Consider the following 15,404-nt stretch of genomic DNA (forward strand, 5'->3'; position numbering starts at 1 on the left):
AGTGGTGAGTGAATGAAACATAAAAGCAAGCAACTATTTCATTGGATGAAAACACATAGCTTATTGTTAAAACTGATTTTTTTAGGTTCGGTATTGATATTTGTAGCGAATCAAGTGACGCATATTGTTCAAGGAATGACTTGGCAGGATGTTTTTCATACAATGGAACAACAAAATCGTTTTCGAATCTTGGGAATGGTGTTAGCAGGTTTATTAGGTGTCCTGCCGATGCTTTTATATGATTTAGTCGTTGTGAAAGTTTTGGAAGAGCAAGGAAAGCCGAAAATGAACCGCTGGGAGTGGTTTGTCTGTGCTTGGGTCACAAATACGATCAATAATCTCGCTGGCTTTGGCGGCGTTGTAGGAGCGACATTACGGGCTAATTTTTATGGGAAAGATGCGCCGCGGAAAAAAGTTGTAGCAACGGTTTCTAAAGTAGCGTTATTTATGATTTCGGGTCTTTCTATTTTAGCATTTCTTTCTTTTATTGATGTTTTTTTTATTCGTCCAAATAGTCTATTTAGAGAGTACTGGGTATGGCTGCTTGCAGGAAGTTTGATTGCACCAGCTTTGTTGTTATTTACTCAATTAAAGAAATATACGTTATTTAAAGATTTTTTCCCAAAAGGTATTTTTTTATTGTTTGCAGCGTCATTAGGTCAATGGTTAGGGGCAATGTTTGTTTTTTTAAGTGTGGGTACTTTGATGAAAGTCGATGTGTCGTTGCTTTCTGTTTATCCTATGTTTGTGATTGCAACATTGATCGGGATGCTGACGATGGTACCTGGCGGTATGGGGACATTTGATGTGTTAATGATTCTGGGCTTGTCTCAGTTAAGTGTGAGTCAATCAACAGCAGTTGTCTGGTTGATTTATTACAGACTATTTTATTATGTGTTACCTTTTATGACTGGAATTATGTTATTTATTCATCAAACAGGTGTTAAAATCAATCGCTTTTTAGATGATTTACCACGAATTTTTTCACAAAAAGCGGCTCATTTTGTTTTAGTTGTAGCCCTGTATTTTGCTGGAATTATGATGGTTTTATTATCTACGATCACCAATTTATCGACTGTTAGTCAGTTGTTTAAATTTTTAATGCCGTTTTCTTTTAATTTTTTAGATCAAACATTTAATATGCTGATTGGTTTTTTACTGTTGGGACTAGCTAGAGGAATTTCCATGAAAGTAAAAAAAGCTTATTGGCCAACAATTTGTTTATTGATTTTTGGAATTGTTAATACGATTTTACGAACGGCTTCTTGGCAGCTGATTCTGGTTTATCTAGTGATTCTTTCAGCGGTCTTTTTAGCAAGAAAAGAGTTTTACCGAGAAAAATTTGTTTATTCTTGGGGAGCGCTAACCGTTGACGGTATTTTGTTCAGTTTCTTATTTATTATTTATGCAGTGGCTGGATATTATAGCTCGCATCCAGATAAAAGCGGTCCATTGCCTCATATGTTTTTACTATTTCCTTCAGATGATGTTTGGTTTTCTGGTTTGGTTGGATTAGGCATTTCAATGATCGGTCTAATCACTCTTTATCAATACTTGGCTGATACGGATATTGGGCTGGGTGAATCATTTCAGGAAGCGCGTTTAACAGGGTTAATCAATAAATATGGCGGAACAGAGGGCAGTCATGTATTGTATTTAAAAAATTATGCCTATTATTATTATCAGGAAAATGGAGAAGATGAAGTTTTATTTGGTTACCAGATAAAAGCGAATAAATGTTTTGTTTTAGGGGACCCCATTGGTAACAAGGAACGATGGATGCAAGCGACATTAGCTTTTATGAATGCGGCTGATTTACTTGGTTATCAAGTAGCTTTTTATCGAATCAGTGAAAGTTATACAATGATTTTACATGATTTAGGCTATAATTTTATGAAGGTTGGAGAAGAAGGGATCATTGATTTTTCCCTTGTGGGTTCAACGCCCATTTCTTTAGCAACGAACAGTATGGAATTGCAGCATTTAACTAATTTGGGTTATACATTTACGATGTACCATGAATCTGTTTCTGATGAGTTGTTTCAAGAGTTATCACGTGTATCAGAGGGGTGGTTAGGTAATCAACGAGAACGTAATTTTGTTGGTGGCCAGTTTGATCGAGACTACTTGTCGTTAAGTGATGTCGGTATAGTGCGGAATCAAGGCTATGAAGTGATTGGTTTCATCACAGCGAAGACTATCATTAAAAACGACGAAATCTCCTATGATTTATTGCGTTATTCTGAAAAAGCGCCAGAGTATATGTCAGATTTCTTATTGACACATTTTATTGCTGAGTATCAAAAACGAGGATACCATTCTGTCGATTTAGGTACAGCTCCGTTATCAAATGTCGGTGAAACAAAGTATTCATTTTTAAATGAGCGTTTAATCAATATTTTCTATAAATACGGCGATCAACTATATGGATTTAAGGATACTAGGAAAGAAAAAGAGCATTATGTAACAACGTGGGAACCTAGATATTACGCTTACTCTAAACAGAGCAATGTTTGGTTTGCATTTATTCAGTTAGCATTGTTAATCGAACGGGGCAAGAACAAAGGTATTTCTTTGGTAGAAGAAGTAATGATTGTATCATAGAATAAAAGGTGAGGAGAAACCAGAAAATGGTTAGCTCCTCACCTTTAAAAATGTAAAGTACCTCTAGTAAAAAAATAGGAATAGCGTATAATAATTACAAAAGGATATTGGAGGTTTTTTTGATGGCTATTGAACAGGTGACGGTAAAAACAAAAGCTGAGCTGGCAGTACAGTTGGAAAAGAAGACAGATGAAATTATCGTTGAAGGTGATTTTAGTCAAACTGTTGCAGAAATCAAAAAAGGACAATTGAATGATACTGAAACGATGGGTTTTACTGTCGGAAGTGGTGGTATAGGTATATTAATAGAATATGGAATCGATACATTGATGGATGCTTTTGATCCTACTGCAAAAGAAGATAAAAAAATACGTAAGCAAATTGAACGTTTGTATACAATTAAACGATTGAGTAAAGAATCATTTTTGCTTCATTTAAAACAATTGGAGTATTAAAAATAGAAGAGGACAGGGGGACAGTCACTTTTTCTGTTTCCTGTTTTTTTATATAAAAAAAGGGGAGTCTTTAGTTAAGTAAAATCAGCGCGGAAAAATGCTTTTTTGTTTAACTAAAGTCTAAAGGAAGGATAACACAAAGTGAAAAAAACAAGAAAAATCATCATCGATACAGATCCTGGAATCGATGACGCTGTTGCAATTGCTGCAGCATTATTTGATGAGAGGTTGGATATCAAATTATTCACCACTGTTGCAGGAAATGTCAGTGTAGATAAAGTAACAAAAAATCTACTTAAATTACTGGCTTTTTGGAACAAGAATGTACCTGTAGCAATCGGTTCTGATCGACCATTGCTTCGTGAAGCAATCAATGCAAGTGCTATTCACGGAAGTACAGGGATGGATGGTTATGAATTTCCAGAATCTAGGTATGAATTATTAACAAAAAATCATGCGGTGATTGAGATGTACAAGGTGTTGATGGATTCTAAAGAAAAAACGACGATTGTTGGTATCGGTCCATTGACGAACATTGCACTCTTACTTAGAATATATCCAGAATGTGTGGAAAGAATTGAAGAACTTGTGATTATGGGTGGTTCTTTAGCACGAGGAAATCTAGGTGTATTGTCAGAGTTCAATATTGCTGCTGATCCAGAAGCGGCGAAAATCGTTTTTGAAAGTAGGGTATCTTTAACGATGGTTGGGTTGGATGTTGGAGAGAAAGCGTTAGTTTTACCAAAAGAGCGTGAAGAGATCCAGAAAATGAATAAAACTGGAGATATGATCGATCATTTATTTAAAAAATATCGTGGCGGCAGTTTAGAGACGGGATTGAAGATGTACGATGGATGTGCAATTGCTTACCTGTTGGCACCTGAGATGTTTGAAATGAAAGAATCTTATGTTGCTGTTGAAACGCAAGGTGCGTTGACTGCTGGAGCGACATTGGTTGATTTAGATGGCTATCTAGGGAAACCAGCAAATAGCCGAGTGTGTGTGGATATCGACGGACAGTTATTTAGACAATGGTTTTTAGAAGCTATTGAGAAGTGTAGTTGATTGGTTATTTATATTAGGGGGTGGAGCAAATCTGGTTTTGATTTGTTCCACGCCTATTTTTCTATTTACTCGTTAGTTCTGTCCCATTTCAAAGTAGCGGTGAAATTGTTTTGTTTTATATATTAGGGACTCTTTTTACACGTATTCACAACCACTGAAATCAAACAATAACAGCTTAGCCAAAATAAAAAATGAAGGAGCTAGTTACTAGCTCCTTCAATGTAATCAACGTTTTTTCCGTTTACGAGTCTTCGGTTTAACCAAAGCGAGTTTTGGCTTATTCGTGAATCGTACATAAACCACAAACCCACCAATACAAACAATAAACAAAATCACACCAGGTACAAAGCCTTCCGGCAGATAAACAAACTCAATCGTATGCTCACCTTGTGTTATAGGAATACTGACAAATGCTTTTTTGAATGCTTCGACCGGTACTTTTTTCCCATCCACATAGGCTTTCCATCCTTTATCATAAGGAATTGTTGTTAGAAGGACCTGGTCTTTATCAGCCGTCACTGTTCCAACTGCTTTACGTCCTTTAGCCGTTAAGTCAGCACCTTTATCTTGGATTGCCTGAACAGACTGTTCAAAAGCAGTTGTATCTAAACCAACGACTTTGGGAGCCATAAAGCTGACCGCTGTGGTTCCGTAAAAACTAACAGTAAAGGTTACTGTCGTTGGTTTGTCATAATAGCCGATATTGTAATATTGTCCCGTGATATTGATTTGAGATTTTTGACTAGTACCATTTACTGACATGGTTGCAGTAGAACTTTCCAGTTGACCAAAATCTGTTGGGAACAGGCTAAGATAAGCTTGAGTATTGGCAGGTACGTCAACTGTCCAAGTAATATCTTTTGCCACGTTGTTCTGTAGTTCACGATAGGTCACTGAGTTGGCATTTTGTTCGATTTTTACATTTTTTTTATCAATGATTGTTGGTTGATAGAATGTAAAATAATTTTGTTTTTGATCAGACAGCGCATTGAATAATTCTGTTTGGCTGCTTAGGTTATCATTGGCTGGTTGTTTGACTTTATAGATATCTTTATCTGCTAAAAAGCCTAAAGGTAATGAATTGCTGTTTTCATATAGTGAAAATTTTCCAGCTTTGTCTGTTGGTAAAAAGCCGAATTTCAATGGATCATTTTCAGAAATATTATATTTGATGCCAACAAGAGAATCCATCAACAGAGTGTTATTCGGGTAACGAATATTCAAGCCAGTTCCTCTTGATCGGAATCCTAGATCATTTAAGTAAGAAGATGAATGACGATTTCTGATGGAAGAAAACAAGCTAACACCGCTGTATCCATAATTGATACTATCGTTAGAAGAAACTGGGTTTAAGTTTTCTAGACGATAAAATGTATCATTTTCTTTTTTTGTTTTGTCCACTAGCTTTTTGATGGATGGATAAGGCTCAGAATAAAGGCTACGGGAGGCATAGTTCCAATCCGTTAAAATCCCTTTCAACATTGCATTGGTGTTAATGAAGGCCTCAGCAGAGACCAATAATATCAGCAATGTAATCAGATAGTGCATAGGTATTTTTTTCAATTGATAAAACACAATTCCAGCCAAGTACAAGAATAAAAATACAAGAGTTAAAATAAATGCTGAGATTGGTATATAATCATAGCTTTTTGCGTTTTTTGTTCCTTCAGCTAAAGCAAAAACAGCAATCAGCATGATGGTGGATCCTGTTAATAAACCTAAATCATCTGTCTTGAATTTTTCAAATCCATATCCTGCTAACAGAACAACTAAGAAAGAAAATAAGAAACTATAACGGAACAAAAACATATTTGGTGCATGCATACCATGCCAAAATAGATTTAATGGTGTGATATAAAAACTTGCAATCAAAATGATAAATAGACTGCCGAATAATAGTTTGTTTTTCCGTGGAATTTCTTTTGTAACAAAGTAAAAGACACAGAAAATAAGCGGAAGCAATCCTACATAGATAAATGGAATCGAACCATATTTCGTCGTATCATAGACACCAATCATATTTTTCATGATGATATCCCAAAAAGCTGTCGCTTCTGTTTTAAACCGAGTGACTTCAGACAAGGTTTCTCCATTTGCCCGTAAATCAAGAACCGCGGGTAGTACCAAAATCATTGATGCCCCACCTGCTAAAAGAGAGGTAATCCCATACGGAATAATGCGTTTTTTATATACTTTCCAGTTTGTTAGCATCCGGGCGATAAAATAAAGGAATGAAAAGATTCCGATCATAAAACCCATATAGAAATTGGAGATAAATAATAGTAGGTAACTGACGAACAGCAATGTAGGTTTTCGTTGATCCATCAAACGATGAATACCTAGAATAACTAACGGTAAATAAGTAAAAGCGTCTAACCACATGATGATTTCTGAATGTGCTGTAGCAAATGACATCAGTGCATAAGGCACACTAAGCATCACATGGCCCCATTTTGGCATTTTATAGGTATTTCGAGCAAAGACCCAAAAAGCCAGTCCTGCTGAACCGATTTTCAACAAGGTAATCAAATAAAGCGCATCAGGAATATTTTGATTTTTAAAGAATAGAACAAGGGGTGTAAACAATCCCCCAAGATAATACGAAATTAGTGAAAGATAGTTTAGCCCGAGAGAGGCATTCCAAGTATAGAAAATGCTCTGTTTCCCATGGAGTACATTATTAAAACTAGCATGAAAGTTTGAGAATTGCGAAAAAGAATCGCTGGCCATTACACTACGGCTGCTTCCAGGATAGATTCCAATGCTTAAATAAATAATGACCATCACAAAAAAGGGAATGAAAAAGCTGGCGGTCATATATGGCCAGTTTTCTTTGATAAATGTATGTATTTTTTTCTTCATAATCAACCTCACAACGTAATAAATAGAATATATATAGTTTAGCATATCCATCGGAAAATTGATTGCAAGAAAGAGAAAAAATATAAAATTTAATTCTTCTTTATCAATAGATAAAATATTTTTTTAAAAGTTAGAAATATGTCAAAATAGAAGATAATAAAAAGAAGAACACAGCGAAATGAATCCAAGTATTATCGTAGAACATTTCATTAAAAAAATATTGGAATTTTTCTACAGTTGCTTAGTGCTCTATTTTTGTATCTTTTATGGAAGAACACAAATAATTAGCGTAAACTGAAGATGAAGATATAGTTATACTTTTATAGTTAAGAAAGCGAGGGAATGAGTATGTGTACAGGAATAAGTTTGAAGTCATTAGAAGGGAGTCATTATTTAGGTCGAACACAGGAATACAATATTGATTTTGATTATGTTGGCGTTCAGATTCCTCAAAGATTTGAAGTTACGGAAGGTATTGAAAAATGGCAGACAATCTATTCAGTATTAGGGGTAGGAGTCAAAGAAGATCAACATAAAGCTGGTCAAAGTGTAATTGACGGTGTTAATCAGTTTGGACTTGGAGGCATCACGCAATATTTTGCTGAATTTAATCAATATTCGACTGTGGAAGAAATCAAGCAAGCCGAGAAATTACCGCTGATAGCTGAACAGTTTGTTTTTTGGGTATTAGCTAACTGTAAAGATACAAAAGAAGTGGAAGAAAAAATTTTGGACGTAGCAATTGCGGATATTTCGGTAAATGGAAAAGCACCAGGATTGCCCCAGCACTTCATGTTTACTGATACGGATGGTCGTACAATCGTGGTTGAACCTTCAATGAAATTAGGGTTTGCTGTTTATGAAAATCCCATTGGTGTGATGACCAATAGCCCTAAATTTGATTGGCATATGACTAATTTAGAAAATTATACGGAATTAGCTGATACAAATGCACAAGATGCGGTGTTCCAGAATGCGAATATTCATTCAGCAGGAAAAGGTTCGGGTTTGCATGGTATTCCAGGCGATTATACACCAGCTTCACGTTTTGTTCGAGCTGCTTATTTATTGAAGTTTAGTGATCCTGTGGGGGAAAAAGACATTATAAATAAGGCATTTCATATTTTATCTACATCAGATATTGTCAAAGGTGTAATCAAGTTAGATGAACCCGAGGGTCAAGATCGACAATATACACAATATACATCTATTTATGATTTAAGTACGGGACAGATGTATATTAAGATGTATGACAATTTCACGATTCAAACAATCAGTTTTGATGAAGCTGTAGGGAATGATAATCAGATCAAGATTTATGATTTAGTGAAGACACCACAGTATGAAACGTTGAATGAAATAAAAAATAGTAAATTTTAAGAAAATGAAGGTAGGGGAAATTATGGATATGAAGGAAATAAAAGATGAAAGTCAGTTCTTGGTAGATGAATATAAAGCTAGCCTTGTGAATGGAATTACTGAAACACCTAGTCAATTTATGATGCGTATGAAAGTAGATCCGAAGGTTGAAAGTTATTTACGACCGTTATTAACTGAGGCGGAAAGCTTGTATAAAGCTAGTCAAAAGTGAGTTTTAAAAGCTGGCACAACATACTTGTGTCAGTTTTTTTTATTGTGTTAAATAGAGCTATAAAATACTGAGATCTGCGAGTAAAAATTTCTGTTAAGTGCAGTTTTTTAGTTATGCACAATTGTGGATAACTATGTGGATAACCATGTTTATAACATTCGATAGTGTTTAAATACAAACTTCAATTCTCATCAAGAAAGAGAAGTGAGAAAGCAGTTAGGTTCATATGCTGTTAAGGAGGCTTTTATTCTTATCACTTCAAGTCATTAAAGTAGTTTTCCACAGGTTTAGATCACGAGCTTTTCATTGGAAAGTTTTCTTTTGCTAGAGCAATTTTTTTCTTTTATTTAGTTATAGAATATAGTATGATTATCTTTTAGAAAGGAGAGATAGGTATGGAAGAAACTTCAAAGGTGGTACCTGCAGAGGTAAAAGGTTGGAACTGGGGAGCATTTATGTTTAATGTTATGTGGGGGATCGGTAATAAATCATATTTGCCGTTATTGTGTCTAATTCCCTTATTTAACTTTGTATGGGTATTTGTTTGCGGATTTAAAGGAAATGAATGGGCATGGCAAAAGGGCGAATATAAAGATGTAGAAACATTTAAAGCTGTACAAGCTACATGGAATCGTGCAGGTTTAGTTTGGTTTATTTTAGCCATTGCTCTTTTTCTATTTTATATTTTTATTTTTGCGACAATCATTACTTCTATTTTAAGCACTTATAATAGTTATTAATATCTATTCGCTACTCGTTTATTTTAGATAAAAATGGAGTTTGGAATTATTGTCCATTCTCCTAATAAAAAGCAGGTATACTTTTGATAGTTAGTATCAAAAGTATACCTGCTTTTTTGAAGTACCTTTATTAAAACTTTGCTTATTTCATGTTACTTACGATATTGTCCATCACCATAAACAATATATTTTGTAGAAGTCAGTTCCTCTAATCCCATCGGACCTCTAGCGTGTAATTTTTGCGTACTAATCCCGATTTCTGCACCAAAACCAAAAACAAAACCATCTGTAAATCGTGTGGAAGCATTGGCGTAAACGGCTGCTGCATCAACTTGTTGTAAAAATTGTTGTGTAGCAAAATAATTATCACTGATGATACTTTCAGAATGTTTGGTGTTGTACTGATTGATATGCTGAATTGCTTCATCTAAAGAATCGACAACTTTAACAGCTAGAATATAATCATTAAATTCTGTTGCCCAGTCTTCTTCGGTTGCTGGGATTGATTGTTTAAAAATCGCTAGTGCTCGTTCATCTGCACGTAATTCTACATTGTATTCATTCAGTGCTTTTTCGATGACAGGTAAAAATTCTGCTGCTACATCTTGGTGGATCAATAATGTTTCTGCTGAATTACAGACAGAAGGACGTTGGCATTTTGCGTTAACGATGATATTTGTCGCCATGGATAATTGTGCATCTTTATCGATATATACGTGACAATTACCAGTTCCTGTTTCGATAACTGGTACGGTTGCAGTCGTTAGGACTGTTTTGATCAAGTTGGCACCACCTCGAGGAATCAAAACATCTAGATAGCCGTTTAATTTCATCAACTTTTGAGCGGTTTCTCTAGAAGTATCATCAACGAATTGGATAGCAAAAGGAGAAGCGCCTTTTTGTTCTAATGCTTGTTGTAAAATACTTACTAAAATTTGATTTGAATGAAAAGCTTCTTTTCCACCTCTTAAAATCACGGCGTTTCCTGTTTTAAAGCATAGACTTGCTGCATCTGTCGTTACATTTGGACGAGATTCATAAATAATGCCGATCACACCCAATGGCACACGTTGTTTGCCGATTGTTAGACCGTCTTCATTTTTCCACATTTTATCAACTTCGCCGATTGGGTCAGGTAAAGTCGCTACTTGGCGTATACCATCTGCCATATCTTTGATTCGCTCATCAGTTAATCGTAAACGATCTAGCATTGGTTCCGTGATGCCATTTTCTGCAGCGGTAGCTAAATCTTTTTGATTTTCAGTTAAAATTTTGGCGGTATGTTTTTCTAGTTCATCCGCCATATGTAACAATAGATCATTTTTTGTTTTTGTGTCCATCAAACCTAGTTGGTAGGCTGTTTCTTTGGCCTGTTTGCCTAAATGAATTAAGTCAGTCATTAAACGTTCTCCTTTCAATTGAATAAAGTACCAATCATTTCACCATCTAAAATATCAAAAATAATCTTTGGATTCTGACCATTTGCTAAAATCATGGCACCATTATGTTCCAGAACTCGTTCGGCCGCTTTTAGTTTACTATACATACCACCAGTTCCAAAACGGCTGCCTTTTCCGCCAGCTAATTGTAAAAGTTCATCATTGATCTCGTTGATTTCAGAGAAAAGTGTTGCTTCTTTATTTGTATTTGGATTATCAGAGAAGAAACCGTCGATATCAGATAACATGATTAAAGCATCTGCTTGAATCAGTTGGGAAACGATTGCTGATAATTGGTCATTATCACCAAATTTAGTTAAGTGATCTAATTCGTCAATAGCTACCGTGTCATTTTCATTGACGACAGGAATAATTCCCATTTGCAGTAATTGCTCCATGGTATTCGTCACATTTTTGCGGCTTTCCGGAAATTCAATCACGTCTCTAGTTAATAATAATTGAGCGATTTGCTGACTGTAAGTTAAGAAGCGTTGGTTATAGATATTCATCAGCTCCGCTTGTCCAACTGCTGCAACTGCTTGTTGTTCTGGAATAGTGGGTGGGCGTTTATCTAGGCTTAACTTATTTAAACCAACACCGATCGCACCAGAAGAAACTAAGATGATTTCTTTGCCTTGGTTGCGTAAATCAGTCAAGGTAAATGCCAATTGATCGATGGCGCTTAAGTTGATATTTCCATTTTGATAAATCAATGTACTTGTTCCCACTTTGATGACGATTCTTTTAGCTTCTTTTAATTGCTTTCGCATGGTTCTTGTTGACCTCGTTTCTGTCTAGCAATTTATTTGTACTCTAAATCCAAATAAACGGTGAGAAAAAAGCAGACGGCACATTGCTTCAATCACATCAACTTTTAAGAGCTAAAGTCTTAAGAATTGAAGGCCTTCGGGAAAAAGCTGGAATTCACAAAAATTTGAAGAACAATTTTTATGAATTCCTCTCTTATTTCTCTGAGCTAGGCGCTTTTGTCTCAACCTCTAGAGTTTTATTCCTCTATTCTACAGCTTTCTGCTTAATTTGTCTCTAAATCATGCACGAATAATCCACTTAATAATTTAGGTTCAAACCAAGTTGATTTTGGCGGCATGATTTTACCTGCATCAGCAACGTTTAGAAGATCATCCATCGTTGTAGGATAAACCGAAAAAGCGACTGACCATTGTCCACTATCGACTAATTGTTCCAATTCTTTCATCCCGCGAATGCCGCCGACAAAATCGATGCGTTTATCTGTACGGACATCTTGAATATCAAAAATATCAGCAAACACATGATTTTGAAGCAAAGAAACATCTAATCCATCCACTGGATCAGTAGAAAAAATCGTTTCTTTAGCAGTCAAAGTAAACCACTGCCCGTCTAAATACATCCCAAAGGTTTTTGCTTCAGTTGGTTTACCTGTGGCTGTTTTTTCCACAGTGAAGTTTGTTGCTAAACGTTCAAAGAAATCACTCTCAATCGGTACATTCAAGACGCGATTATAATCTAGAATTTCCAATTCTTCTTTAGGAAAAATCACAGATAAAAAGTAGTTGAACTCTGCTGAATCAGTTGCATTTGTTTGGATTGTTTTTTTCTTTTGCCCAACTTTTACAGCAGATTCTGTCCGGTGATGACCGTCTGCAATATATAAAGCTGGTACATCTTGAGCGAAAGTCGCGACTAGTTGTTCAATGATTTCTGGTTTATCTATGAGCCAAACACGATGTGTAACTTCATGGAAACTAGTGAAATCATAGGCTGGATCGTGTGTGTGTTTCCATTCGTCCATCAATGTTTGGATCTGCTCATTTCTACGATAAGTCAGAAAAATCGGGCTAGTATTGGCATCACAAGCTTCAATATGCCGAATGCGGTCGACTTCTTTTTCTGGGCGGGTAAATTCATGCTTTTTGATTTTACCTTCTGTGTAATCAGTAATTGATGTACAGCTTACAAGACCTGTCTGTGCTCGACCCATCATCGTTAATTCGTAAAGGTATAAGAGTGGTTGAGAGTCTTGGATTAGCCATTGTTTTTGTAAAAATGCTTGTAAATTACTAGCAGCTTTTTCGTAAACTTGATCGTCATAAGGCGAAAGGTTTTCAGGTAAATCGATTTCTGCTTTATCAATATGCAGGTAAGAATAGGGATTATTTTCGCCAAGCTCTCGTGCTTCTTGGGAATTGAGTACATCGTAAGGTAATGTCGCAATTTTTTCACTAAATTCAGCATTTGGTCGAATGCCTTTAAATGGATGGATTGTAACCATTAATAACTCACCGCCTCAGTGTTTTTGATCGTCCGTACACGGATGATATTGTCGGCTGCTTGAATTTTTTGTGCAGCTGCATTGATTTTTGCTTCGTCTGTTTCAGAAATATCAACGATTGTGTAGGCATAATCATCACGGCTGCGGTTAATCATAGTATCAATATTGATATCTAAGTTTGCGATGCCTGTTGAGATTTGTCCTAACATATTGGGAACATTTCTATGGACAATGGTGAAACGGAATGGCGAATTGAAGGCCATTTCCACTGTTGGAAAATTGACAGAACGTTTGATATTACCTGTTTCCAGAAATTTTTTCAGCGTGCGTGCAGCCATTTTTGCACAATTAATTTCAGCTTCCTCTGTTGATGCGCCTAAATGAGGAAGAACTAAGATTTTTTCGTTGTGTAATAGTCGTTCGTCAGCAAAATCAGTGACAAAATTGCTGATTTCACCTTGTGCGATTGCTTCAATGACGGCGGCAGTTTCAACTAATTCACCACGAGCAAAGTTTAATAGGACAGCATTTTTTTTCATTTTAGCTAACTGTTCTTTACCAATCAAATGATGGGTATTTTCAGATAGAGGAACGTGAACGGTGATAAAATCACACGTTTTCAAGACTTCTTCCATACTTTGTGCTCGTTTAACACGACGTGAAATGCTCCAAGCAGTGTCGACAGAAACAAAAGGATCAAACCCAGTGACTTCCATACCTAAACGATAGGCATCATTAGCAACCATGGCACCGATCGCACCTAGGCCGATTACTCCTAATTTTTTTCCTTCTAATTCAGTACCGGCAAATTGTTTTTTCTGTGCTTCAGCTTGTTCTTCTGCGTCTGTTCCTGTTAGTGTCTGAACCCAGTTTGAGCCTTTTAGAATAGGGCGAACAGATAAAAGTAAGCAAGCAATCACAAGTTCTTTTACAGCGTTGGCGTTGGCACCTGGTGTATTAAAAACAACGATTCCATCTTCGGTGCATTGTTTGACAGGAACATTATTTGTTCCGGCTCCTGCACGAGCCACAGCTAAAACAGAAGCAGGAAAATCATAATCATGAAGTTTTTCACTACGTAAGATGATACCGGCAGGTGTTTGTGTTTGATTGATGGTAAAATTTTCTTCATTAAAACGAGCTAAACCAACAGGGGCGATTGCGTTGAATGTTTTAATATCGTACATCTAGTTTATTCCTCCATTTTCAGCTTCAAATTTTTTCATTAAGTTGACTAGAGCGTGAACGCCATCTTTTGGAAAGGCATTGTATAAACTAGCACGCATGCCACCGACAGAGCGATGTCCTTTTAAATTTTCAAATCCTGCTGCTAAAGCTTCTTGATTAAATTTCTTGTCTAGTTCATCGTTTCCAGTAATGAAAGGGATATTGTTGATAGAACGGTCTTTTGGATTGACAGGTGAAGAAAATAGAGCAGATGATTCGATTTCATCATATAAAATCGCTGCTTTTTCTTTATTTTGTTTTTCCATTTGACTGACGCCGCCTTGTTCTTTGATCCATTCAAAGACAAGTTTAGCCATATAAATGCTGTAGGTCGGCGGTGTGTTGTACATGGAGCCGTTTTTCGCATGGATATTGTAATCCAGCATAGAGCTAAGAACGTCTACTTGACCGATTAAATCATCACGAACAATAACAACGGTCAAACCAGCAGGCCCAATATTCTTTTGGGCACCAGCATAAATCAAACCAAAATCAGCGACATTGTAGTTGATGGATAAGATATTGGAAGACATGTCAGCCACGATTGGTACATCGCCTGTATCTGGTAGCTTATAAATTGTTGTCCCTTCGATCGTATTGTTGGTGGTAATATGCACATAGGCTGCATCTTGTGGGATGTCTTCTTTACGAATATCGGGAATATAAGTAAAATTCTTATCTTCGCTGGAAGCAATGACTTGAACATCGACCGTATCGATTTTTTTCGCTTCACTAATCGCTTTTTTTGCCCATGAGCCAGTGTTAACGTACAAGGCTTTTTTATGTTGTGCTAAATTCAAAGGAATCATAGTAAATTGCATGCTAGCGCCTCCTTGTAAAAAGAGGACTTTATAGTTATCAGGAATATTCATTAATTCTCTGAGTAAGGTTTCGGCATTTTCAATAATCGCTTCAAAAAGGGAGGAACGATGACTCAACTCCATCACGGACATACCGCTGTTCTCGTAATTCACCAATTGGGATTGTGCTTTTTCCAATACACTTTTAGGTAAAACGGCGGGACCAGCTGAAAAATTGTAAACAGTTTTCATACATCTATCTCTCCTTTGATATTGTCTTTCATCTACTAGGATTATTGTATAGTAAATGTGAAAACCATTATAACAGAAAGAGAAGATTAAAAAAAGA

The 15,404-nt window shown here is 36.1% G+C and carries 12 protein-coding genes; 6 read left to right on the plus strand and 6 right to left on the minus strand.

Going from position 1 to position 15,404, the window contains the following annotated elements:
* The first annotated feature begins 12 nt into the window (after window positions 1–12).
* The 3 genes from mprF (at window position 13) to rihC (ending at window position 4,124) form a co-directional block, all read left to right on the plus strand.
* Entirely contained in the window at window positions 13–2,604 is a 2,592-nt protein-coding gene (gene mprF / locus AC4BB2_RS00215; RefSeq protein WP_490473462.1) for a bifunctional lysylphosphatidylglycerol flippase/synthetase MprF, read from the plus strand.
* Between the two features lie 122 nt (window positions 2,605–2,726).
* Window positions 2,727–3,059, plus strand: a complete 333-nt coding sequence (locus AC4BB2_RS00220; RefSeq protein ID WP_490473463.1) for a hypothetical protein — start codon at window positions 2,727–2,729, stop codon at window positions 3,057–3,059.
* A gap of 141 nt (window positions 3,060–3,200) precedes the next feature.
* Complete coding sequence (gene rihC, locus AC4BB2_RS00225) at window positions 3,201–4,124, plus strand: ribonucleoside hydrolase RihC (RefSeq protein ID WP_490473464.1); 924 nt, start codon at window positions 3,201–3,203, stop codon at window positions 4,122–4,124.
* A gap of 225 nt (window positions 4,125–4,349) precedes the next feature.
* Here rihC and AC4BB2_RS00230 read toward each other — a convergent pair whose 3' ends face one another.
* Entirely contained in the window at window positions 4,350–6,986 is a 2,637-nt protein-coding gene (locus tag AC4BB2_RS00230; protein WP_490473465.1) for a YfhO family protein, read from the minus strand.
* Between the two features lie 348 nt (window positions 6,987–7,334).
* On the opposite strand from AC4BB2_RS00230, the gene AC4BB2_RS00235 reads away from it, so the two are divergent.
* From AC4BB2_RS00235 to AC4BB2_RS00245, 3 genes are all read left to right on the plus strand, one after another.
* Complete coding sequence (locus AC4BB2_RS00235; RefSeq protein WP_490473466.1) at window positions 7,335–8,366, plus strand: choloylglycine hydrolase family protein; 1,032 nt, start codon at window positions 7,335–7,337, stop codon at window positions 8,364–8,366.
* Between the two features lie 28 nt (window positions 8,367–8,394).
* The gene (locus AC4BB2_RS00240; protein ID WP_490473467.1) at window positions 8,395–8,577 is read left to right on the plus strand and encodes a hypothetical protein; all 183 of its coding nucleotides are present in this window, start codon (window positions 8,395–8,397) and stop codon (window positions 8,575–8,577) included.
* A gap of 395 nt (window positions 8,578–8,972) precedes the next feature.
* Window positions 8,973–9,317, plus strand: coding sequence for a ribonuclease G (locus AC4BB2_RS00245; protein WP_490473468.1), 345 nt, complete (start codon window positions 8,973–8,975; stop codon window positions 9,315–9,317).
* A gap of 152 nt (window positions 9,318–9,469) precedes the next feature.
* Here the strand turns inward: AC4BB2_RS00245 and AC4BB2_RS00250 are convergent, their stop codons facing one another.
* The 5 genes from AC4BB2_RS00250 to serC form a co-directional block, all read right to left on the minus strand.
* Window positions 9,470–10,717, minus strand: coding sequence for a glutamate-5-semialdehyde dehydrogenase (locus AC4BB2_RS00250; protein ID WP_490473469.1), 1,248 nt, complete (start codon window positions 10,715–10,717; stop codon window positions 9,470–9,472).
* 14 nt (window positions 10,718–10,731) lie between these two features.
* Complete coding sequence (gene proB / locus AC4BB2_RS00255) at window positions 10,732–11,526, minus strand: glutamate 5-kinase (protein WP_490473470.1); 795 nt, start codon at window positions 11,524–11,526, stop codon at window positions 10,732–10,734.
* 263 nt (window positions 11,527–11,789) lie between these two features.
* A complete protein-coding gene (locus tag AC4BB2_RS00260) occupies window positions 11,790–13,028 on the minus strand; it encodes a DUF1015 domain-containing protein (protein WP_490473471.1) in 1,239 nt (412 codons plus the stop codon).
* On the minus strand, window positions 13,028–14,215 hold the full coding sequence (locus AC4BB2_RS00265) for a phosphoglycerate dehydrogenase (protein WP_490473472.1): 1,188 nt from the start codon (window positions 14,213–14,215) through the stop codon (window positions 13,028–13,030). The genes AC4BB2_RS00260 and AC4BB2_RS00265 overlap by 1 nt, the downstream gene beginning before the upstream one ends.
* Window positions 14,216–15,307, minus strand: a complete 1,092-nt coding sequence (serC, locus tag AC4BB2_RS00270; protein ID WP_490473473.1) for a 3-phosphoserine/phosphohydroxythreonine transaminase — start codon at window positions 15,305–15,307, stop codon at window positions 14,216–14,218. It abuts the gene before it with no gap.
* Window positions 15,308–15,404: the final 97 nt, after the last annotated feature.

The organism is Enterococcus sp. AAFC-DPL-5146 (assembly GCF_058216635.1).

What these genes read in the sequence shown, in the direction of transcription:
- mprF (WP_490473462.1), top strand. Translation starts at nt 13, where the DNA reads ATGAAACATAAAAGCAAGCAACTATTTCATTGGATGAAAACACATAGC.
- AC4BB2_RS00220 (WP_490473463.1), top strand. Translation starts at nt 2,727, where the DNA reads ATGGCTATTGAACAGGTGACGGTAAAAACAAAAGCTGAGCTGGCAGTA.
- AC4BB2_RS00230 (WP_490473465.1), bottom strand. Translation starts at nt 6,986, where the DNA reads ATGAAGAAAAAAATACATACATTTATCAAAGAAAACTGGCCATATATG.
- AC4BB2_RS00235 (WP_490473466.1), top strand. Translation starts at nt 7,335, where the DNA reads ATGTGTACAGGAATAAGTTTGAAGTCATTAGAAGGGAGTCATTATTTA.
- AC4BB2_RS00240 (WP_490473467.1), top strand. Translation starts at nt 8,395, where the DNA reads ATGAAGGAAATAAAAGATGAAAGTCAGTTCTTGGTAGATGAATATAAA.
- AC4BB2_RS00245 (WP_490473468.1), top strand. Translation starts at nt 8,973, where the DNA reads ATGGAAGAAACTTCAAAGGTGGTACCTGCAGAGGTAAAAGGTTGGAAC.
- AC4BB2_RS00250 (WP_490473469.1), bottom strand. Translation starts at nt 10,717, where the DNA reads ATGACTGACTTAATTCATTTAGGCAAACAGGCCAAAGAAACAGCCTAC.
- proB (WP_490473470.1), bottom strand. Translation starts at nt 11,526, where the DNA reads ATGCGAAAGCAATTAAAAGAAGCTAAAAGAATCGTCATCAAAGTGGGA.
- AC4BB2_RS00260 (WP_490473471.1), bottom strand. Translation starts at nt 13,028, where the DNA reads ATGGTTACAATCCATCCATTTAAAGGCATTCGACCAAATGCTGAATTT.
- AC4BB2_RS00265 (WP_490473472.1), bottom strand. Translation starts at nt 14,215, where the DNA reads ATGTACGATATTAAAACATTCAACGCAATCGCCCCTGTTGGTTTAGCT.
- serC (WP_490473473.1), bottom strand. Translation starts at nt 15,307, where the DNA reads ATGAAAACTGTTTACAATTTTTCAGCTGGTCCCGCCGTTTTACCTAAA.